The organism is Algoriella sp., from assembly GCF_036647415.1.
Taxonomy (GTDB): Bacteria; Bacteroidota; Bacteroidia; order Flavobacteriales; family Weeksellaceae; genus Empedobacter.
Window position 1 is genome coordinate 1 of sequence record NZ_JAVXKG010000028.1, and the last position, 22,019, is coordinate 22,019.

General features: G+C 30.9%; 24 protein-coding genes and 1 pseudogene. 7 read left to right on the forward strand and 18 right to left on the reverse strand.

Annotated features, from left to right (window positions below; all coding sequences use genetic code 11):
- Positions 1-341: pseudogene (locus RSC72_RS11650) on the forward strand (succinate--CoA ligase subunit alpha); the annotation flags it as partial.
- 50 nt (positions 342-391) lie between these two features.
- Here RSC72_RS11650 and RSC72_RS11655 read toward each other — a convergent pair.
- From RSC72_RS11655 to RSC72_RS11685, 7 genes are all read right to left on the reverse strand, one after another.
- Positions 392-1,393 carry a hypothetical protein gene (locus RSC72_RS11655; protein ID WP_332544279.1) on the reverse strand — a complete coding sequence of 334 codons (1,002 nt, stop codon included), beginning with the start codon at positions 1,391-1,393 and terminating at the stop codon, positions 392-394.
- Positions 1,394-1,398: 5 nt separating this feature from the next.
- A complete protein-coding gene (locus RSC72_RS11660) occupies positions 1,399-2,058 on the reverse strand; it encodes a DUF4240 domain-containing protein (protein WP_332544280.1) in 660 nt (219 codons plus the stop codon).
- A gap of 256 nt (positions 2,059-2,314) precedes the next feature.
- Positions 2,315-2,812, reverse strand: a complete 498-nt coding sequence (locus tag RSC72_RS11665) for a hypothetical protein (protein ID WP_332544281.1) — start codon at positions 2,810-2,812, stop codon at positions 2,315-2,317.
- Between the two features lie 11 nt (positions 2,813-2,823).
- Positions 2,824-3,960, reverse strand: a complete 1,137-nt coding sequence (locus tag RSC72_RS11670; protein ID WP_332578517.1) for a glutathionylspermidine synthase family protein — start codon at positions 3,958-3,960, stop codon at positions 2,824-2,826.
- 9 nt (positions 3,961-3,969) lie between these two features.
- Positions 3,970-4,359 carry a hypothetical protein gene (locus RSC72_RS11675; protein WP_332566298.1) on the reverse strand — a complete coding sequence of 130 codons (390 nt, stop codon included), beginning with the start codon at positions 4,357-4,359 and terminating at the stop codon, positions 3,970-3,972.
- 7 nt (positions 4,360-4,366) lie between these two features.
- Entirely contained in the window at positions 4,367-4,645 is a 279-nt protein-coding gene (locus RSC72_RS11680) for a hypothetical protein (protein WP_332544284.1), read from the reverse strand.
- A 97-nt stretch (positions 4,646-4,742) separates the two neighbouring features.
- Positions 4,743-6,254 carry a succinate CoA transferase gene (locus tag RSC72_RS11685; RefSeq protein ID WP_332544285.1) on the reverse strand — a complete coding sequence of 504 codons (1,512 nt, stop codon included), beginning with the start codon at positions 6,252-6,254 and terminating at the stop codon, positions 4,743-4,745.
- A 192-nt stretch (positions 6,255-6,446) separates the two neighbouring features.
- Here RSC72_RS11685 and RSC72_RS11690 point away from each other — a divergent pair, with 192 nt between their 5' ends.
- A complete protein-coding gene (locus tag RSC72_RS11690; protein ID WP_332544286.1) occupies positions 6,447-7,268 on the forward strand; it encodes an AraC family transcriptional regulator in 822 nt (273 codons plus the stop codon).
- A 3-nt stretch (positions 7,269-7,271) separates the two neighbouring features.
- A complete protein-coding gene (locus RSC72_RS11695; RefSeq protein ID WP_332544287.1) occupies positions 7,272-7,934 on the forward strand; it encodes an alpha/beta fold hydrolase in 663 nt (220 codons plus the stop codon).
- A gap of 55 nt (positions 7,935-7,989) precedes the next feature.
- Here RSC72_RS11695 and RSC72_RS11700 read toward each other — a convergent pair whose 3' ends face one another.
- The 10 genes from RSC72_RS11700 to RSC72_RS11745 all read right to left on the reverse strand — a co-directional run bounded on the left by RSC72_RS11700 (position 7,990) and on the right by RSC72_RS11745 (position 15,196).
- Complete coding sequence (locus tag RSC72_RS11700; protein WP_332544288.1) at positions 7,990-8,418, reverse strand: OsmC family protein; 429 nt, start codon at positions 8,416-8,418, stop codon at positions 7,990-7,992.
- Between the two features lie 11 nt (positions 8,419-8,429).
- Positions 8,430-8,741, reverse strand: a complete 312-nt coding sequence (locus RSC72_RS11705; RefSeq protein ID WP_332544289.1) for a GNAT family N-acetyltransferase — start codon at positions 8,739-8,741, stop codon at positions 8,430-8,432.
- A gap of 18 nt (positions 8,742-8,759) precedes the next feature.
- Entirely contained in the window at positions 8,760-9,632 is an 873-nt protein-coding gene (locus tag RSC72_RS11710) for a pirin family protein (RefSeq protein ID WP_332544290.1), read from the reverse strand.
- 68 nt (positions 9,633-9,700) lie between these two features.
- A complete protein-coding gene (locus RSC72_RS11715; RefSeq protein ID WP_332544291.1) occupies positions 9,701-10,339 on the reverse strand; it encodes a hydrolase in 639 nt (212 codons plus the stop codon).
- A gap of 18 nt (positions 10,340-10,357) precedes the next feature.
- The gene (locus RSC72_RS11720; RefSeq protein WP_332544292.1) at positions 10,358-11,434 is read right to left on the reverse strand and encodes an alkene reductase; all 1,077 of its coding nucleotides are present in this window, start codon (positions 11,432-11,434) and stop codon (positions 10,358-10,360) included.
- A 169-nt stretch (positions 11,435-11,603) separates the two neighbouring features.
- Positions 11,604-12,230: an isochorismate family cysteine hydrolase YcaC gene (ycaC, locus tag RSC72_RS11725; RefSeq protein WP_332544293.1), complete on the reverse strand. Its 627-nt coding sequence runs from the start codon at positions 12,228-12,230 to the stop codon at positions 11,604-11,606.
- A gap of 189 nt (positions 12,231-12,419) precedes the next feature.
- On the reverse strand, positions 12,420-13,118 hold the full coding sequence (gene truB / locus RSC72_RS11730) for a tRNA pseudouridine(55) synthase TruB (protein WP_332544294.1): 699 nt from the start codon (positions 13,116-13,118) through the stop codon (positions 12,420-12,422).
- Between the two features lies 1 nt (position 13,119).
- Positions 13,120-14,001, reverse strand: coding sequence for an undecaprenyl-diphosphate phosphatase (locus tag RSC72_RS11735; RefSeq protein WP_332544295.1), 882 nt, complete (start codon positions 13,999-14,001; stop codon positions 13,120-13,122).
- Positions 14,001-14,303: a DUF3098 domain-containing protein gene (locus RSC72_RS11740; RefSeq protein ID WP_332544296.1), complete on the reverse strand. Its 303-nt coding sequence runs from the start codon at positions 14,301-14,303 to the stop codon at positions 14,001-14,003. The genes RSC72_RS11735 and RSC72_RS11740 overlap by 1 nt, the downstream gene beginning before the upstream one ends.
- Positions 14,303-15,196, reverse strand: a complete 894-nt coding sequence (locus RSC72_RS11745) for a cell division protein FtsX (RefSeq protein ID WP_332544297.1) — start codon at positions 15,194-15,196, stop codon at positions 14,303-14,305. The genes RSC72_RS11740 and RSC72_RS11745 overlap by 1 nt, the downstream gene beginning before the upstream one ends.
- A 107-nt stretch (positions 15,197-15,303) precedes the next feature.
- On the opposite strand from RSC72_RS11745, the gene rsmA reads away from it, so the two are divergent.
- The 3 genes from rsmA to RSC72_RS11760 all read left to right on the forward strand — a co-directional run bounded on the left by rsmA (position 15,304) and on the right by RSC72_RS11760 (position 17,938).
- Positions 15,304-16,071 (forward strand): 16S rRNA (adenine(1518)-N(6)/adenine(1519)-N(6))-dimethyltransferase RsmA, encoded by a 768-nt coding sequence (gene rsmA / locus RSC72_RS11750; protein ID WP_332544298.1) that lies wholly within the window; start codon positions 15,304-15,306, stop codon positions 16,069-16,071.
- Between the two features lie 3 nt (positions 16,072-16,074).
- Positions 16,075-17,430, forward strand: a complete 1,356-nt coding sequence (mgtE, locus tag RSC72_RS11755) for a magnesium transporter (RefSeq protein WP_332544299.1) — start codon at positions 16,075-16,077, stop codon at positions 17,428-17,430.
- 85 nt (positions 17,431-17,515) lie between these two features.
- Positions 17,516-17,938, forward strand: coding sequence for a hypothetical protein (locus RSC72_RS11760; protein ID WP_332565901.1), 423 nt, complete (start codon positions 17,516-17,518; stop codon positions 17,936-17,938).
- On the opposite strand, the gene RSC72_RS11765 is transcribed toward RSC72_RS11760, so the two are convergent.
- Complete coding sequence (locus RSC72_RS11765) at positions 17,916-19,067, reverse strand: sensor histidine kinase (RefSeq protein WP_332544300.1); 1,152 nt, start codon at positions 19,065-19,067, stop codon at positions 17,916-17,918. The genes RSC72_RS11760 and RSC72_RS11765 overlap by 23 nt on opposite strands.
- Before the next feature lie 158 nt (positions 19,068-19,225).
- Between RSC72_RS11765 and RSC72_RS11770 the strand changes: the two genes are divergently transcribed.
- On the forward strand, positions 19,226-22,015 hold the full coding sequence (locus RSC72_RS11770; protein ID WP_332544301.1) for a 2-oxoglutarate dehydrogenase E1 component: 2,790 nt from the start codon (positions 19,226-19,228) through the stop codon (positions 22,013-22,015).
- Positions 22,016-22,019: the final 4 nt, after the last annotated feature.

Genomic DNA, 22,019 nt, shown 5'->3' on the forward strand with positions numbered 1-22,019 from the left:
GTATTGGTGGAGATCCAATTATTGGAACTACAACTAAAGAAGCTGTTGAATTATTTATGAACGATCCAGAAACTGAATGTATCGTAATGATCGGTGAAATCGGTGGACAATTAGAAGCTGAAGCTGCTCGTTGGATTAAAGAAAACGGAACTAAACCAGTTGTTGGTTTTATTGCAGGTCAAACTGCACCAAAAGGTAGAACAATGGGACACGCTGGAGCTATCGTAGGTGGAGCTGATGATACAGCACAAGCTAAAATGGCAATTATGGAAGAATGTGGAATCCACGTTGTTGCATCGCCAGCTGATATTGGAGCTACAGTTGCAAAAGTTTTAGGATAAGATAAACTCTAATCAAAATAGTAAAGGAACTCAAATTTGAGTTCCTTTTTTTATTTTAAAATTTTTGATAAGTAATATAAAGAATGTATTATAATTATAGCAGTTGCTATAATAAAGAAATAAGAAAGATTAAGATAGCTTTCATTATTGTTTTCTTGAGGATTTATATTAATCAAATTTTGATTGTCATATTTTAAACCTCGTATAGATATTATTTTTTTATTATTGAAGTGAGATGAGAAATATGGTTGCGCCAATTTCTTGATACTGTAATCATTATCTTCTTTAAAAATTTCGAATTCAATCACATTATTTTGATGATTAGTTTTTACAAATTCATATCCATTAATTTTAATAAATTTTTCATATTGTAAGTTGAATTTTATCTGAGGATATTCCTTTAATTTAAAAATTAAATATTCTTTTCTATTCTTCTTTTTCCCACTAAAGTCTATTTCTGGCTGATAAGCTAAATGACCTTTAATCGTATCATAGTTTTGAATTTTATTAGAATGATAATTTTCTATATATAGCGATATAGTAAATACGAGTAAAAAAAAAGAAATCAGCAACATTATAACATTTACAGATTTTTCTAAATAACTTATTTTAAAGTCTTCATTCTTTTTTATTTCAGGATAATTTGTTTCTAGATAAGATAAAATTTCATCAAATACATATTTATTATGTACATCTTTTATAGAGCAAACAATCTTGTCCTGGTTGTATAATTCGATTAATTGTCCGTTAGATTTTCTTTTATATGAATCTTTATATTCACCATTTTTTAGACTAAAACTTGTGAAATCTATCGTTTTTTTATAAAATAAAAAAGTATAGATAAGCTGATTATTTCTAAATTCATACGATTCTTGACTTCTTGTAATTAAAAAATAAAGTTGAATAATAACAAGTCCAGAAATTAAAAAATAATTAATAGGACTATAACCTAATAATAAAGTAAATAAATAGAGAACAATAGAAATTAATGTTGCAATTTTCCGTGTATTACTATCTTCTTCTGAGGGAATAAATTGGGTGTTAAATTTCATTATTTCTAAAACTCATCATCGTCATCAAAATCATCATCATCAAAATCATCGTCTTCGGGAGAATAATCTTCGACAAAAATCTGAAATAGATTAGGACAAATAGCTTGTAGACTTGCTAAATTTTCGTCATCCCAATCAAATTCGGGTTTTGGAAAATTTTGTGTTAGATACTGAAAAAAGTTTTTGTCAATAAAATCGATAATTCGATGTTCAAATTTTTCATAAAAAACATTATCTGCAATCATGTTAAAATTTTCGAACTCATATAAATCATCATCATTAAAACCTTCATCAAAATATTCGGCTAAATTATCTGGATGTAAAATCGTCTTTTCAAATAATTCTTGCCCTTGTGAAATAACCCAACTTTTGAAGTAGAAGAAATGATGAACATCCGTATCATCATTCATAATACAAGCCGCAGCCCAAACTTCGGGCGAATGTAAAGCGAACAAATAATACTCTAATCGCAGTTGAAAACCAATAATATCTTCTGCAACTAAATTTTCTAATTCTTTAGAAAGATATTTTTCTTGATCATTTAAATTATCTGCATCAAACAAAGAATTTTCAACAATTTGCCAAAATAAATCCTCGTCCAACATTTTTGAGATTCGTTCTGTTGGAAGTGTTGAGGAATTTAATAAATCATCTAAAAAGTCCATATTTCTACTTTTTTGGTTTATTTTGAGTTGGTTTTGATTATCGTTTTAACAATTATTTCTTTTTAATGAATTATAAATTAATTATTTAAATAAAAATAACGGTTTAACTAAATCTTTCTATAATTTATGGAAAAAATCATCGAAAACAAATCTTTTTTTGAATAATGTGTAATTTATTGGTTAATTATTTGATTTTGTTTCAACTAAAAAAGTCTAATTCGAAGTGGAATTAGACTTTTTGGTTTTTTGAATGAAATTATTTTTCTGAAAAAGTTAATTCATAAAATTGAATTATTTTTTTTTCTAAATGATTAATCATAAATCCTTCAGTCAATTCAATCATAATAAAATTGCCATTTTTAGGATTATAAATAATTATTTCATCTCCATCAAAATTTAATAAATTTTCCCAGTTATTTATAATATTGTCACTTGATAGTTTTATTAAACCAAAATTGTAATTATAGCTGTAAATAAATGCAAAGTTTTGTTCAATTTTTTCTGTAAAATTTTTGATTGAATTTTGTACTTCGAACTTATGTTCTAAATTTATTTGTTTAAATAAATCTCGTTCATATTTATTTTCTGGATATTGTTCAGAATTTTCAATAAAACTATCTGAAAAATTAAAATCAAGAATTTCAAAATCCGATTTATCCATTATTTTTAATAAGTATTCAGTAAAAATAATAGATTTCTGCTTTCGGTCAATTTCTCGAAGTTTTTTCGCTAATTTTTCAGAATTATTATTCATAATTTTAATTTTTACTCAATAATATGCGGAACAAAACGGCTTTTGTCGGTTGTAATAAATTGGTCACTTTCGCGGAAAGTAATTCCACAAGCTTCTTGTCCAATAATCCAACTTCCGATAATAGAATAACCCGATTTTTCGTGATGTAAATCTGCTAAAGCTTGATAAACAAAACCTTCTTCGCCATATTCGCCCGAAGTTTTTTCGCTAATTTCTCCGTTTTTTACAACTTCAACATTTGCGCCTTCACGTGATAATAATGGTTTTTTTACATAATTTTTCATCTCTTTTGGAGAATCTAAATAAGTTTCCAATAATAAAGGATGATTTGGGTACAATTCCCACAAAATAGCTAAAATTGCTTTGTTAGCTAAAATCATTTTCCAAGCTGGTTCTATCCAATTTGCATTTATTTCATCATTTTTGATGTTGTAAGCAAACAATTCGTTCATCATCCATTCCCACGGATAAAGCTTGAAAATATCTGTAATTGGTTCTTCTTCTAAATCCACAAAATTGACATTGTTCCAACCAATTTCGTCGACATAAATTAATTTGGTGTTAATTCCGGCTTGTATCGCACAATCTCTTATATATTCGATATTCGTCAAATCTTCCAAAGATTCTCTCACACAAGAAAAATGTAAGGTTTGGCCTTTAAGATAAGGTTTTAACATTTTCCATGTTTCAATTAATTTATCATGAACAGAATTGAATTGATCTTTTGTTTCGCCAAAATAATTTTCCATCCAAAGCCATTGTACAACGCCACATTCAAATAAAGAAGTTGGTGTATCAGCATTAAACTCTAATAATTTTATTTGTCCGTTTCCGAAAGAAAAATCAAATCGACCATAAATACTTGGCGCATCATTTTCCCACGTATCAATAAGATATGGTTGAATAAATTTTGGAATTTTAAATTCGTCCAAACGATTATTCTGAATAACATGTTCTACCGCTTTTAGGCACATTTCCCATAATTCATTCGTCGCTTCAAAAACTTGGTCGGCTTCTTTTTCTGTAATCGAATAATAATAATCTTCTACCCAATAGGTTTGTTTATTTTCGTCGGTATGATATCCGAAACCAATATTTTCTAACCTTTCTTGCCAATTAGTATCTTTTTGTAATTGTTTTAATTGCATAATTTAGAATTAAGAAGATGCTGATTGTGATTCGTTTGATTTACCAAAACCTCCACGAATTGTTTGACTTTTGTATGCATTTGCTTTTGCCGTATTTGTACCAATATTAGATTGTTGGTGCAAACCTTGACTTGCATAGCCCATTCCGCCACCAGTTAAGCTACGAAAAGCCATAAACCAAAGCAATGAACTTCCCATTCCACCATGATGTGAACCACCTGTTTGTGAAGAATAATTGGAGGTTACGTCTGTGTATGGCGCAGTAGAATCTGCACGCATATAGACTTTTTGTGCGTTATTGGTAACTGGTGCTTCTTCACGATTTGTACATGAACTCAAAACCGATGAAATCAGTACCAAGGTTACAACTTTACTTGCTCTTTTTTGTCTTTTGTTCATCATGAATTTATTGAATAGTTACGTAAATAGGCATTTTTATAGAGTCGTTTGGTGTATATTGTTTGTGCGTAATTAGTGTATCCACTTTTTCTGCAATCATCAAATCATTTGCCCAAATTTTTTGTTTGGTAATGTGTAGTACAGAATCGCCAACTGTTTTGGTTGTTAAAACTACTTCGCGCGCAGCTTTTTTATCAATTTGTTCTAAATTTTGATTTTCTTCTTTGTTGCTTTGACATGCAAAGAAAGTTGTAGATATAAGTGTTAAGAATAGTATTTTTTTCATGTTTTATAGACTTATAGCAAAGTTACGCTATTTCACAACAAAAGCATAATCCGAAAAATCGAATTATGCTTTTTAAAAAAAATATAGTTTTATTATTCTAATGATTCAAAACTAATAAATCTTCTTTTTTCATAGAACCTGTTTGTTTTAATCTTGTGTGCCAAGAAAACGCTTCTTCTAAGATATGTGGTGTTTGACCACCTCTTTCTGCGCAAGCTCTTTCGAAATAAGATAATAATTCGGCTTTATAATCTGGATGAACACAGTTGTTGATGATTTCGATAGCTCTTTCGCGTGGTGCTAAACCTCTCAAATCTGCTAAACCTTCGTCAGTCACAATAATATCAACATCATGTTCTGTATGATCTGTATGAGAAACCATAGGAACGATAGAAGAAATATTTCCACCTTTTGCAGTAGATGCTGTAACAAAAATTGAGATATAGGCGTTACGTGCAAAATCTCCAGAACCTCCGATACCATTCATCATATGTGTACCGGAAACGTGTGTAGAGTTTACATTACCATAAATATCACACTCTAAAGATGTATTGATTCCGATAATTCCTAAACGACGAATAACTTCTGCTGAGTTTGAAATAGATTGTGGACGTAAAACAATTTTATCTTTATAGTTATCAATATTTCCAATTACACGATCATAACATTCTTGAGAAACTGTCATAGATGAAGCAGATGCAAATTTCATTTTACCAGAATCAATCAAATCAAATGTAGAATCTTGTAAAACTTCAGAATACATGACTAGATCTTCGAAATCAGAATGCTCTAATCCTCCTAAAACTGCATTTGCAACTTTACCAATACCACATTGTAATGGCATTAATGATTTGGTAAGACGACCTTCTTCAACTTCTTTTTCGAAAAAAATAACAATGTTTTTTGCAATTGCTGCAGTTGCATCATCTGCTGGTTGTATATCTCCTGGAGCATCTTGAATATCATGGAAAACAATCGCAACAATTTTTGATGGATCAACTTTTAATGTTTCAGTACCAACTTTTGTATCACAAGTTGTGATGTTGATTGGTGTACGTTTACCATATTCTTCGACACTATAAATATCGTGAATACCTTTGATGTTAGTTGGGATAGATGTATTAATCTCGATAATTAATTTATCTGCATTTGCAGCTATTTCTGCATTATTCCCGATAGAAGTTGTAGGAACTAAAGAACCGTCTTCTAATATTTCCGTAACTTCTAAAACACCTAAATTTATTTTGAATTGTCCATCTAATATATGTTCAGCAGTTTCGCCTAAGTGTTGATCTATAAATAATACATTACCTGCATTAATACTTTTACGCATTACTGTGTCAACTTGGAATGGTAAACGTTTTTTCAACGCTCCGCTTTCTACCAATGCAGCATCTGTACCGTGACCTAATGATGCACCTGTAACTAAAGTGATTTTTAAATTCTCAGATTTGGCACGCTCCGCAACAGCTTTTAATACAACTTTTGTATCACCTCCTCTTGTAAAACCACTTGACCCGACAGTCATTCCATCTTCAAAAAATTTGGCTGACTCATCTGCTGTCATTACTTTTGATTGTAAGGCAGTTAATTTTATTCTTTCCAACATAATGCAACTTATTTTCTAATACTTTTCAATAATTATTCCTTCTTAACAGAAGGAAATACAAATTTTGCAAAAAATTATAAATTGTTAATATTAAAAAAAGCCAAATATTTATTTAATATAGACAGATTTATTTGTGTACATTATACATTATATCAAATTAATTATTATATTAGTTCGCAGATTAAAGAAACTATGAATATACACTTGGATAATAAATTCGATACACGATATTATTTGACAGAGATTGACAAAATACCAACATCTATCTTTTGTTATCACAAAGAAATCTCGGAAGCATACGTGGTTGAGCATAAGCACAACAAAGCACAGTTTTTGTATTGCGAAGGAGGAATTGTCTATGTAAAAATAGGAAAAGACACATATTATTTACCTGCCAGACATTATATGTGGATACCTCCACATACAGAACATAGTATACATCCAAATACACCAGAGGTAATTATGCGGAATTTGTATTTTCCTATTAATGAAGGAGATCACGCTTTTTACAAAAAGGTAGGTATTTATCCGACAGATGGACTACTGTTAGAGTTATTATTATTCTCTAACCAGTGGAAAGGAGATATTTCTCCAGAAAATAGAAGTGAATACATTATTGCACAAGCTTTTAAAGAAATTTTACCTAAAGTTAGCAAAACAAGTCTACGATTAGCTTTACCTTTGCCTCACGACGAACGCCTGAAAAAAATTGTCCAATTCTTAGACGATAACATGGATAGTTCGATTACGATGAAGAAAATTACAGCCGAATTTGGTTTTTCTGAACGATCTTTATCACGATTATTTCAAAAAGATTTGGCAATGACATTCGTACAATATTTTACAATTTTGAGAATGTTACGCGCTTTACAATTATTGATTGACGGAAGTTATTCTATAAGCGAAATATCAAATATGGTAGGATACAATAGTTTACCGACGTTTAGTAATACTTTTCAGAAAGTAATTGGTGTTCGACCAACAGATTATTCGAAAAAGAAAGATATTTTATAAACTATGAAAATTTATCAAGTTAGTGGATTAGGCGCAAATGCGAATGCTTTCAGAAATCTACGCTTGGCAGATGGTTTTGAGCAAGTATATATTCCTTGGTTACAACCAGAAAAAAACGAAACACTTGCGCATTACACAGAACGTATGCTCGAAAATATTAATCCCACAGAAGATTTTCTTCTGATGGGATTATCTTTTGGTGGAATAATTGTGCAGGAAATGAATCGTTTTATCAATCCGAAGCATACAATTTTAATTTCTACAGTAAAAAATCGTGAAGAAATTCCGAAACTTTTTCGATTCTCATCTCAAATAAATGCGCATAAAATGATTCCGATGAGTTTTTTAACCTCAGATAGAACGTTTTCGTATATGATGATGCGAAAATTGTATTACACAGATCGTGAGAAAGATAGTATTGATGATATTTTTGATTTTAAAGATGCTGAATACTTACGTTGGTCTATTCATAAAATTATGAATTGGGATCATTCTTTACAATATAAAGAAGATAATTTGACGCATATTCACGGAACAAAAGATATTGTTTTTCCAATTACGAATATTAAAAACGCCATACAAATAGAAGGAGGAACACATATTATGGTGATGCAAAAACCAAAACAAGTAAGTGAAAAAATCAATGAAATTTTGATTAATTTATAAAAAAACGACTTCTTATTAATTTAAAGAAGTCGTTTTTTTTATGAGTTATATACGATTACAAATCAATATTCGTATTCACAATAATTTGATTCGTAAGAAGTCTATTTACGGGACAAGACTCTGCTATTACTTGTAATCTTTTGATATCTTTTTCATCTAAATCTTTATTTCCAAATGAGATATGTTTTGTAAAAGTCGCCACTTTATCTATCGTATTATTAGATAAATTAACAGATACATTTATTTCACCTAAGTCAATTTCTTTTCTTTCGGCATAAACGCGTAATGTTGCAGCAGTACACATAGATAGGGCAGAACCAAGAAATTCGTAAGGATTAAATCCAGTATTTTTACCTCCTAAATGTTCTGGTTCGTCACCAATTATTTGTTTTCCATTAGAAGTTATTGTCGTAATATATTTTTCTGATCCTAATGATGCATTAACGTCTACTTCATTTTTAGATTCTTTAACTTTAAAAGCCATAATTATATAATTTAGAATTTATCTTTGAAATCTTCTCTTACAATTCTTTTCCATTCTGGATGACGCTTTATATATGCATAAACTAACGGACAAAGTGGTGCTAAAATGTAATTGTGTTGCTCCAAATAAATAAGTGTTTTTTCTATAAGAGCTGTTGCAACTCCACGACCACCAATTTCTTCAGGGCTTTCTGTGTGTATCAAACTAATGTCTTTATCTCTTTCTTGGAAGAGAATAAATGCTGTGTATCCATCTACAGTTATTTGAAATCTACTTTGTGCATCATTCTTTATTAACGGAATATTTTCAAATTCAGGTTTCATGAGTAAGTTTATTTTTGGTTATTTTAATGTTCCAAATTTTCCCCTGTTAAAATCATCAAAAGCTTCCATTAATTCTTCTTTTGTGTTCATAACAAATGGACCATAATGTGCAATAGGTTCACCAATAGGCTCTCCACCAACGATAAAAACAACTGCATCTTCTGTAACTTCTACTGTAAAAGATTCTCCATTATTTTCAAATAATGCAAAATGATCTGTATTTACAATTTCTTCATCATTAATCTTTACTTGACCTTCTAAAACCAATAAGAAAGAATTGTAATTTGCGGGAAAACTATAGTCTGTTTTAGAACCTTTTTTAGCTTTCAGATTATACATATTAATTGGTGTAAATGTAGAAGCTGCACCTTTTATACCATTGTATTCACCAGCAATAATTTCTATTTCGCCTAAACCATCTTCTAATTGAAAACGATTAATAGATTCATTTGTAATGGCTTGATATTTTGCTGGTAATTTTTTGTCTTTCGCAGGTAAATTTACCCATAATTGTATCATTTGGAATTCTCCACCAGTTTTACTCCATTCAGTTTCATGAAATTCTTTGTGTAAAACTCCAGATGCAGCAGACATCCATTGTACGTCGCCTTCTCCAATAATTCCACCGCCACCGCTGCTGTCACCATGCTCTACGCGTCCTTTATAGGCAATTGTTACAGTTTCAAAACCTTTATGCGGATGAACGCCAACACCTTTTGGTATTTTAGATGGAGGAAATACATATTTAGAATTATAATCTAACATAATAAAAGGATCCATTCTGTCCATAGATAAACCTTGTCCAGGAATAAAATTATGAACCCTAAAACCATCTCCAACAAAATGTGGAGGAGCTGGTGAAACTATTTTTTCTACTTTTTTTGTTGCCATATTATAAAGATAAAGTATAGAAATCACGAAAATTTCTATACTTTTTTATTAGTTTTTTTGAATAATGATTAGTCTCTATCGTATCCAAATTGGATACCAGCAGTACCACCTGTTTGAATAAATAAATCCATAAACTGAGGAACTGTTTCTCCTCTTGCCCAATCTCTTTGTAATTCACAAAACCACTGAACTGTACTGATAGAATGTGCACCAGCTTGTTCCATACGACGAATTGCTGCATCGTGTGCTTCTTTAGAAGTTCCACCAACTGCATCTGCAACGATGTAAACTTCAAAACCTTCTTTTATTGCATCTAAAACAGGAAAAGTAAGACAAGCTTCTGTCCATAATGCAGTGAAAACAAGTTTTTTTCGACCTGTAGCTTTTACAGCTTCTACAAATTCTTTATCCTCCCAAGCATTGATAGACGTTCTGTCATAAGAAGCAACTCCTTCTAAATACTTTCTTAATTGAGGAACAGTTTCTTTGTTATTACCTGTTTTTACGTTTACCGTTGATAAAACAATAGGCACATTAAAAACTTGTGCGGCTCTAGTAGTTCCAGAAATGTTGTTTACTAACAATTGTCTATCCATTGAAGCAATAGAATTTACTTGCACTGGTTGATAATCAATAATGATTAATGTTGAGTTTTCTGGTGTTAAAAGATGATCATTTTTTTGATCTCTAATTGGGTAGCTTGACATAATATAATAAGATTAAGATTATTCGTAAGTAATATATCCTTCCGCACCGCCAGTATAGAAATAATCTGGGTTAGGTTGTGTTAAAGGAATGTCTTTTTCTAGTTTTTCTACAAATGTAGGGTTTGCTATAAATGGTACACCAAATGCAAAAATATCAGCATAACCTTTGTCTAGAATTTCACTAGCAACTTCTTTAGTTAAACCAGTGTTGATTATAATTGTTCCGTTATAATCTTCTCTCATGCATTTAGCAATATTTATTACTTTTTCATGAGGTGTTTTTATGCTCGGGTCTACAATACCATTATAATGTAAATACGCTACATTATATTGTTTATTAATTTTTTGAGTAATGTAACGGTACAAATCATCTGTTTCGTCATCATATTTTACTCCAAAACCATCTACAATAGGAGAGAAGCGTACACCTACTTTTTCGATTGGAATATGTTTTTGAATTTCGTCTAAAATATCAAATAAAAATCGAGATCTATTTTCTATATTTCCTCCGTATTCGTCAATTCTTGTATTGGTATTTTTTTGGAAAAATTGATTAACCAAATAACCATTTGCAGCATGTATTTCTACACCATCCATACCAGCATCTATTGCATTTTTTGCACCAATACCAAAATCTTTTATCGTGCTGTATATTTCCTCTAAAGACATTTCTTTAGGAGCTACAGTATCTACAAAACCACCATCTGCATACACTTTGATATTTGGATTAACTCCTGATGGTGATAATGGTAATTTTCCTCCTAAAATAGAAGGGTGAGATGAGGCACCAACATGCCATATTTGCATAAAAATTTTACCGTCCTTCGTATGAACTTCATTAGCTACTGGCTTCCAAGAGTCTGTTTGCTCTTGTGTTTGTATTCTGGGTACATTAATGTAACCTACAGCCATTTCGTTAATAAAAACTCCTTCTGTAATAAGTAAACCAGCGCTTGCTCTTTGCCCGTAGTAAGTAGCCATAATATCTTCAGCTTTACCTTCTGGGTTTACAGCTCTACTTCTTGTCATGGGAGCCATGGCAATTCTGTTTGCTAGTTCTATATTTTTTAAATTGTATTTGTCAAATATTTTCATTTCTAATATTTTCTAGATTTAGTGTAAGTCGTGATTATAAAATTAGTTATAAATAAATTTAATTTTTTAGAAAATAATGTTAAAATTATTTACAAACTAAATTGTCTGAATTGTTTGTAATAAAAAAAAAACTCAGACAATTTTTATAATTATCTGAGTTAAAAGTTTATTAGTTTTTACCTTTTAATGTAAAATAACTATTCATTAAGTTGTTGTAATCTGGTATATATTTAGAAAATAAGCCTCCTAAACCTTCTACATCATTTCTCCAATCACGTTGTAACTCACACGCTGTGTTAAACCAGCTCATCATGTTAGCACCAGCTTGTGACATTCTATTCCAAGCTGCTTCTCTTGTAATTTGATTGAAAGTACCAGAAGCGTCAGAAACTACAAAAACTTCGAAACCTTCTTCTAAAGCTGATAACGTAGGAAACTCTACACAAACTTCAGTTACAATACCTGCAATAATAATTTGTTTTTTACCAGTTGCTTTTACCGCGTTTACAAAATCTTCATTATCCCAAGCATTAACTTGACCAGGACGTGCAATATAAGGAGCATCTGGATGCATATCTTTAATTTCTGTCCAAAGTGGTCCGTTAGGTCCATCTTCGAAAGATGTTGTTAAGATTGTAGGTAAATTAAAATATTTAGCTAAAGCTGCTAAAGCTAAAGTGTTGTTTTTGAATTTGTCAGGATCGATATCTCTTACTAAAGAAGATAATCCTGCTTGGTGATCTACTAATAAAACAACTGCGTTGTCTTTGTCTAATCTTTGGTACTTGTAACCCATAATTTTTATTTATAATAGTTTTTAATAATTAAAAATAAAGAATCTATAAAGTTATAATAGGAAGAAGGTATGCTAGATAAGTAAGGTTTCTAAGGTAGTATAACGATATAAAAAATTAATTTTAACAAAAATATAAAATAGATTTTGTTTATTTCTTAAAATAAAGTTAATTCGATTTAATCACTTTATTTAAGAAATTATTTCTTCAAAATAACTTTTTTCTAAAGCTAAATTTTCTGAATTGATTACATCAAAATCGCCAATTTTTGTTCTTCTCAAAGCTGTTAAATATCCGCCAGAATTTACCGCTTTTCCAAAATCGTATGCCAAAGAACGAATGTAAGTTCCTTTGCTACAATTTACTTCAAAGTCGATAAAAGGTAAATCTATTTTAGTTATTTTAAAATCGTGAATGGTAATTTTACGCGCTTTTCTTTCTATTTCTTTTCCATCTCGAGCCAATTCGTATAGACGTTTTCCATCAACTTTTATAGCAGAATGCATCGGTGGAAATTGTTCTATTTCTCCGATAAATTGTTTTATTGCTTCTTGGATAATTTCTTCCGTCAAATGTTCTGTTGGAAAAGTTTCATTTTCTTCCGATTCCAAATCATAAGTTGGTGTTGTAACACCCAATTTTATTGTTCCTGTATAGGTTTTTTCTTGCGCCTGAAATTCATCAATTCGCTTTGTTAATTTTCCTGTACAAACCAATAAAAGTCCAGTCGCTTTTGGATCTAAAGTTCCTGCGTGACCAACTTTTATTTTTTTCAAATCATACGATTTTCTGATATTCCAACGTATTTTATTGACAACATCAAAAGATGTCCAATCCAACGGTTTATCAATCAAAAAAATGTGTCCTTCTTGTATTTTTTCTACGTTCATTTTATTTGTGCTGAATCATTGTAGTTTCTATAGAAGCTGCGTTGTCTTTTTCTACTTGAGTAGGATTGTTCCAGAAATAGAACAATAATATAATTCCGATAATAATTCTGTACCAACCCCAAAACTTGAATCCGTATTTTGTTAACACAGAAATAAATGTTTTTACAGCAATCAAAGCCACTATAAATGCAACAACATTACCAATTACGAATAACATAATATGTTCTTGATCTTGTAAAATCATTTCATAACCTTTCATTGGTGCTGAGGTATTTTCGCCCCAAGTTTTCACAAAAACAGAATAAACTGTAACGGCTAACATTGTAGGAACCGCCAAAAAGAACGAAAATTCTGCGGCAGCTTTACGAGATAAACCTTGTGTCATACCACCAATAATAGACGCAGCAGAGCGCGAAGTTCCTGGCATCATTGCCAAACATTGCCAAAAACCAATGATGATAGCTTGTTTTAGTGTGATTTGTTTTTCGTCGTCAATTTTTGGATTTTTGAACCATTTATCTACAAATAATAAAATAATTCCTCCGAAAACTAACATTCCAGAAATTGCAACTTGATTTCCCAAAACAGCTTCTATTTTATCGTCAAATAATTTTCCTAAAACCAAAGCAGGAATTACGGCACAAATTAATTTGATATAAAATTTGAAATCGAAATTCTGGAAGTTGAAGAATTTTTTCCAATATAAAACCACGATTGATAAAATTGCTCCAAATTGTATTGATACTTGAAACATTTTTAAAAATTCACTTTCCGGCATTCCCATCAAAGCTGCAGTAAATCCCATGTGTGCTGTAGAAGAAATTGGCAAATATTCTGTCAATCCTTCTACTATTGCAATAATAATTGCTTGTAAAGTATTCATTATTTTTCTTTATTCGGATTGATTAAAATGGCATAAATCTCTACGATAAATCCTAAAACGACTAAAAATGGAGCTAAACGAATTCTTCGGAACGAATAAATTTCGTCATTCCAATAATTTGCATCCCAAGTTCCGTCCGGTCGTGTGTTTGCATCATGTCCTGTCATCAATAAAAATCCAAGACCAATTAGTGCAACACCGATTGCCATAAAGATGTAATTTCTTTTTCCGAATAAAAAAGTAAAACCAGCGTCTTTAGTAGACGCTGATTTTTTTGTTGTATCGATAGAATTTGTTTTCATTAATAAAGTTGATCAGTTTTTAATCTTAAATAACGCCAAGCAGCAAACAATGTACTGAATACGGCAATAATAACACCAATTCCTATTAAAACAAGAATTAATATTGTGTAGCTCGGATTCCATAATACTAAGCCAACTTTTGTTGCCAATAAATACCATAAAATCCCTAATCCTATAATAGCCGTTAAAGCTGCAAAGAATCCTAAAATAGCACTTTCTATTAAGAATGGTTTTACAATAAAACGTCTTCTTGCACCAACTAATTGCATTGTTTTTATGCTAAAACGTTTTGCATAAATTTTAAGTCTAATCGAGTTATTGATTAATACAACAACTATTACCAAGAAAATAATAGCGAAAATCATAATCCAAAAAGTAATTTTATTGATGCTGTGATAAATTGTAACCATTGCTTCTTTGTCACTTTTTACTTCATCAACAATCGGATTTTTTGCCAAAACCTTGTTTATAGAATCAATTTGTTCTACAGATTGAATCAAATTAGGATTCAACGTTATTTGTACAGAAGCAGGAAAAATACTTTCTTCAAAGAAATCGCTACCATCTGTTCCCAAATCTTTTTTCGCAATTTTAGCTGCATCCTCTTTGCTAACGTATTGTGTAGCTTCTACAAAAGGGTATTTTACTTTTAACGAATCGATATAAGATTTTTGCAAATCAAGCTCTTTATCTTTTAATTTTGGATCTTCAACATCTTTAAAATAAGCTTCAATTTTTAATTCTCTTTTTAGATGTTCTGCGTAACTTTGTGCATTAATGACAATTAAGCCGAAAATACCTAATAGAAATAAAACAAGCGAAATACTTATAACAACAGTAATGTTAGAAGAGCGCAGTCTTTTTTTCTCAAATTTATCGTTCGTTTTTGACATTTGGGTTAATTTTGGGGCTAAGATAAAAAAAACTTATTTCGTAAGACATATATTAAGGTATATATTCTGCGAATAGTTGGTTAAAGAAAACTTAAAATTTATAAGATTTGAAAGTAAAAGCTAAAAAACATTTAGGTCAGCATTTTTTGAATGATGAAAATATTGCACGCGACATTGCCGAAGGATTAACTTGGCAAGGGTATGATCGTGTATTGGAGATTGGACCAGGAATGGGTGTGTTGACAAAATATATTTTACAAGCGAAGAAAAATATTGAAGTTGTAGAGATTGATACAGAGTCGGTAGAATATTTGAAAGAGAATTATCAACCATTTTATCCTGGATTTAAAATACACTCAGAAGATTTCTTAAAAATGGATTTTAAATCAAAATTTGATGAACAAGTTGCTATTTTAGGAAATTTCCCGTATAATATATCATCGCAAATAGTATTCAAAGCATTAGAAGATCGTGAAATGGTACCAGAATTATGTGGTATGTTTCAGAAAGAAGTTGCTGAACGTATTGCGTCTAAAAAAGGAACAAAAGATTACGGAATTCTTTCTGTATTAACACAAGCATATTATCATTGCGATTATTTATTTACAGTTCCAGAACATGTATTTACACCGCCACCACGTGTAAAATCTGGTGTAATTTTGATGCGTCGTTACAGAACAGAGATAGAAGGTGTTAACAAATCAAAATTTTTTCAGGTTGTAAAAGCTGGTTTTGGGCAAAGAAGAAAAACGCTTCGTAATTCTTTAAAAGCAATGGGAATACCAGAAGATTTACAAGACCACGAATTTATGAGTTTGCGCGCAGAACAATTATCTGTCGAAGATTTTATTGAATTAACAAAAAGAATGCAATAGACTATGGAGGTGAAAATTACAAAAGATTTTATTGAGTTATTAAATGAAAGAATTAATAAACAAAATGCAAAAGAGGTTAAGGAAATGTTGCATGATTTGCATCCTGCCGATATTGCCGAATTGTTTGATGAACTCTCGACCAAAGAACAATCTTTTGTAATTGATTTACTCGATAATGAAATTTCTGCCGATATTCTTCTTGAATTAGAAGAAGATGACCGCCGTAAATTCTTAAAAACGCTTACAGCAAAAGAGATTGCCGATGATGTAATTAATGAAATGGATACCGATGATGCGGTAGACGTAATTAATGAACTTTCGGACGAAAGAAAAGATGCCGTAATTGCAGAGTTAGAAGATCAAGAACATGCCAAAGAAATTGTAGATCTTTTACGCTACGATAAAAATACTGCTGGTGGATTGATGGGAAAAGAGCTTATCAAAGTCAACAAAGATTGGTCGGTAATTACAGCGGTTAAACAAATGCGTAAACAGGCAGAAGATTTAGAAGAAGTTTTCTCTATTTATGTTGTTGATGAGGCTGATAAATTGATAGGAACATTAAGTTTGAAACGATTATTGACGACTTCTGCTAATACAAAAGTTGTAGATGTTTACAATGATAGAATTCAATATGTAAAAACCTATGCAAGTGATTTGGAAGTTGCAAAAGTGATAGAGAAATATGACTTGTACGAAGTTCCTGTTGTAGATGAATTAATGCGTTTGGTTGGAGTAATTACGGTAGATGATGTGATTGATGTAATACGTGAAGATGCAGAAGAAGATTACCAATTAGCAGCCGGTATTACGCAAAATGTAGATTCTGACGATAGTATTTGGAAATTAACAAAAGCCCGTTTACCATGGCTTTTATTGGCGTTGGTGGGTAGTTTTGTGGCAGTTAATATTTCGCAAAGTTTTAGTAATGCGATGAATTTATATCCTCAATTATTCTTTTTTACGCCACTTGTAGCCGCTATGGCAGGAAATGTTGGTGTACAATCTTCCGCGATTATAGTACAAGGATTGGCAAATAATAATATTACGGGTTCTATTTGGAAAAGATTAGGTAAAGAAATGTTATTAGCCTTATCTAACAGTACACTTTTAGCAGGAATACTGTTAATTGCCACACATTTTTTGATGAGTACAAGTTACGAAATATCATCTACCATTGTTTTGGCATTGGTTATTGTAATGATATTAGCAAGTTTAATTGGGACATTTATTCCAATTATGTTGAATAAATACGGTGTAGATCCTGCGATTGCAACTGGTCCATTTATTACGACAAGCAATGATATTTTTGGTTTATTAATTTATTTTTCGATTGCAAAAATGATTTTAGGATTTTAAGAAAAGTATACCTTATATAGTATTCAACCTCAAACTTTATTGTTTGAGGTTTTTTTTATAATTTAGAATAAGAAATTTAAAAAGTATGTTCAAAAAAGAATTTTATATATTAAAAGTGTGGTTTTCAACGATTTTATTTACTCCACTTTTTCTTTTTTTATTATGGGTTATAATATTAAGAAAAGATAAAAAAGAAATTTTTGATGCATTTGATATTTATTGGCTTTTTGTAGTTTTAGGATTATTTTTTTCAATTCCAACAATAGTTATTTTTGGATATTTATATCGCTATTTGAGTAAAAGAAATTTAAAAATGTTAGAGATAAAGATATATCTATGTATATTTTCTATTTTTGGAGTTTTTACAACTTTTTATTTATTGGAAAAATCTTTTGTATCTAGTAATATTAATCAACTTTTATTCCCGATAAGTTATTCTGTTATAATGTCTTTTTCAATATTTTTAATTAGTAAAGGGAAAATTTCTACTTCTTCAACAAAATCTTAAACTGAGTTCCCGTTTCTTTGGATGATTTTGCAACAAATATTTTTCCTTTGTGATATTCTTCTATAATACGCTTTGCAAGTGATAATCCCAATCCCCAACCTCGTTTTTTTGTTGTAAAACCAGGTTCAAAAATTTTGCGTTGTAATTTTGTTGGAATTCCAGAGCCAGTATCTGAAATTAGAATTTCGACAAACTTTCCTTTTGTATAAATCGAAATATCCAAAACACCTTTATTCTGCATAGCATCTGCGGCATTTTTCATCAGATTTTCTATCACCCAACTGTATAATGATTCATTAAGATTAATCAAATATTCATCAACATCTGTGGTAAAATTAACTTCAGTTTTCTTCGAAATTCGTTGCGAAATATAGTTGACGGTTTGTTTGGTTGTCGCAATCAAATCATTTTTTTTCAATTCCGAAGTAGAACCTATCTTAGAAAAACGATCAGCAATATGTTTCAAACGATCAACATCTTTTTCAATTTCTATGACAGACATTTGGTCAATATCCTCTAATTTCAATAATTCAACCCAACCCATTAAAGACGAGAGTGGTGTGCCAATTTGATGCGCTGTTTCTTTTGCCATACCAGCCCATAAATAACTTTTTTCGGTGTCACGAATAGTTTTAAAATACCAATATGCAAATCCAAAAAATAACAGAATTAACAAGATAATAATTAAAGGATAATATTGTAGTTGATTTAGTAATTTTGAATTTTTAAAATAAACATAATTTTTACCTTCAGGTAAATCAACCTCAATAGTTTGGTCGTCTCGCTTCATCGCTAAAACATATTTTTTTAGCTGCGCTTCATTATTTGTTATCGTTTCATCAATATTTTTGGTATCCGAAATATTGCCTTTATCATCAATCAAAGCAACAGGAATTGTTTTGTTGTCTTCAATTAATTTAAAAAGAAAATCTTGTGTTCTTGAGTCTAAAAATTCTGAAGAACTGATTAATTCTAAAGATTTTGCGTAATTTTCTACTCGTTTATGTTCTTCACGTTTTAATTCTTGTACAATCTTATTACTCGACCATACAGTTACGACAAAAATGGTAAAAATAATAGTGAAACCAATCCAGCGTTTATTTATTTTTTTTGTTAGAAAATTTATCATCTAAATGTAAATTTTTTCTTAGATTTATATCAAATGTAATAATTATTTGATTATAATATTTTTTTATGGCTCGATATGATAAATATGATAAAAGTAATTTTTTTTAAAGGGCTAAATAGTTTAATTTTGTAGCTAAAATCTCGTAAAGAGTAAAATTTATGGATCGTTTTTCGTTTTTAAATGCCGCTCATTTAGAGTTCATAGGCGACTTATATGATCAATATGTCCAATATCCGGACAGTATTGAACCAAGTTGGAAAGCTTTTTTCCAAGGATATGACTTTGCAAATGCAACATATGATGGAGAACCATTATTTGCACCAGCGCAACAAGCAGTTCCAAACAGAGCTAGTCAAACAGTACAAGCAGTAGTTAACCCAACTGTAGTATCTCAAATTCCCGAAAATGTACAGAAAGAATTTAAAGTAATCAATTTGATTGATGCTTACCGTACACGTGGACATTTGTTTACAAAGACTAACCCAGTTAGAGCTCGTAGAACTTTTGAACCAACATTAGACATCAAGAACTTCGGTTTGACAGATGCTGATTTGAGTTTGACTTTCAACGCTGGAGAAATTTTAGGTATTGGAGGTCCAATCACATTGCGTGAAATCATTGGCCACTTAGAGAATATGTACTGCGAATCTATCGGAATCGAGTATATGTATGTAAGAGAGCCTCAGAGAATTAATTGGATTCAGAATTGGTTAAACCAAAATTTGAATCAACCAAAATTATCGAAAGAGGAGAAAGAAAGAGTTTTAGAAAAGTTAAACGAAGCAACAGCTTTCGAAAACTTTATGCACACAAAGTATGTAGGACAAAAACGTTTTTCTGTTGAAGGAAACGAATCTTTAATTCCTGCATTAGACACGTTAATCAACAAGTCTGCTGAGCATGGAGTAGAAGAAGTTATCGTAGGAATGGCACACCGTGGTCGTCTTAATGTGTTAGCTAACATTTTTGGAAAATCATACTCTCAAATTTTTTCTGAGTTTGAAGGAAAAGCTTTTGACGACGATTTGATGGCTGGTGATGTGAAATACCACATGGGATCATCAAACCAAATCAAAGCAACAAACGGAAAAGATATCTTAATCAATTTAGCACCAAATCCATCTCACTTAGAAACTGTAGATGCAGTAGTAGGAGGTATTGCACGTGCGAAGGCTGAAGAAGATTATAAGGAAGATTATTCTAAAATTATTCCGATTTTAATTCATGGTGATGCTGCTGTAGCTGGACAAGGTATTGTATACGAAGTTGTGCAAATGGCAGGATTAGATGGATATACAATTGGTGGTACTGTACACGTTGTTGTAAATAACCAAATTGGTTTTACAACAAATTATTTAGACGCACGTACATCTACTTATTGTACAGATGTTGCTAAAGTAACTTTATCTCCTGTAATGCACGTTAATTCTGACGATGTAGAAGCAGTAGTACACGCTTTCCGTTTTGCCGCAGATTACCGCGCACAATTCGGTTCAGATGTTTTTATTGATTTATTAGGATACCGTAAATATGGTCATAACGAAGGTGATGAACCAAAATTTACACAACCAAAATTATATAATTTAATTGCTAAGCACCCAAATCCTCGTGAAATTTACAAGGAAAAATTATTAAAAGAAGGTGTTATTGGAGAAGAAATTGTAAAACAAAAAGAGGCTGAGTTTAAAGCTTTATTAGAAGTTAATTTTGAAGCTTCTAAAGAAATTGAACGCAACCATATTTTTCCTTTTATGCCAGAAGAGTGGGAAGGATTTACAATTGCAACAGAAGAAACTGTTAATGCAACAGCAAATACAGCTTATCCAGCAGAAAAATTAAAAGAAATTGCAAAAGCAGTATCTACTGTACCAGAAGGTAAAAAATTAATCAAGAAAGTTTCACGTTTGATTGAAGGACGTGGAAAAATGATTGAAGATGATAAAATCGACTGGGGATTAGGAGAAGCTTTAGCATACGGATCTATTTTAACAGATGGACGTAACGTGCGTTTATCTGGAGAAGATGTAGAACGTGGTACTTTTTCTCACCGTCATGCAGTTGTTAAAACTGAAGATACAGAAGAAGAAATTATTTTATTAAACCATATTGATGATAACCAAGGTAAATTAAGAATTTACAATTCATTATTATCTGAATATGCAGTTTTAGGTTTTGATTACGGGTATGCAATGGCAAATCCAAAAGCATTAACAATTTGGGAAGCTCAATTTGGAGATTTCGTAAATGGTGCTCAAATTGTAATCGACCAATATATTTCTGCAGCAGAAGATAAATGGAAATTACAAAACGGTTTAGTAATGTTATTGCCTCACGGATACGAAGGGCAAGGAGCAGAACACTCATCAGCTAGATTAGAGCGTTTCTTACAAATGTGTGCTGGTAACAATATGTTTGTTGCTAACATTACAACTCCTGCAAACTTTTTCCACGCATTAAGAAGACAAGTTGTAACAGATTATCGTAAGCCATTAATTGTAATGTCTCCAAAATCTTTATTACGTCATCCAGCAGCAGTTTCAAAATTAGAAGATTTCTCTAACGGATCATTCCAAGAGATTATTGACGATGTAACTGTAGATGCGAAAAAAGTGAAAAAAGTAGTATTCTGTTCAGGAAAAATTTATTACGAATTAGACAAAAAACGTCAAGAATTAGGTGATAAAGAAACTGCTATTGTTCGTTTAGAACAATTGTATCCTTTAAACGAAGAAAAAGTTGATACAATTATCTCTCAATATGGAAATGCAGAATTAGTTTGGGCACAAGAAGAGCCAGAAAATATGGGAGCTTGGACATATATCTTACGTAAATTAAGAAAATATCCATTCGACGTAGTTTCTCCAGCAGAAAGTGCTGCAACAGCACCAGGTTCTAGTAAACGTTGGGCTGCTATTTTTGAAGAGGTGATTAATAAAGTATTTAAATAAAAAA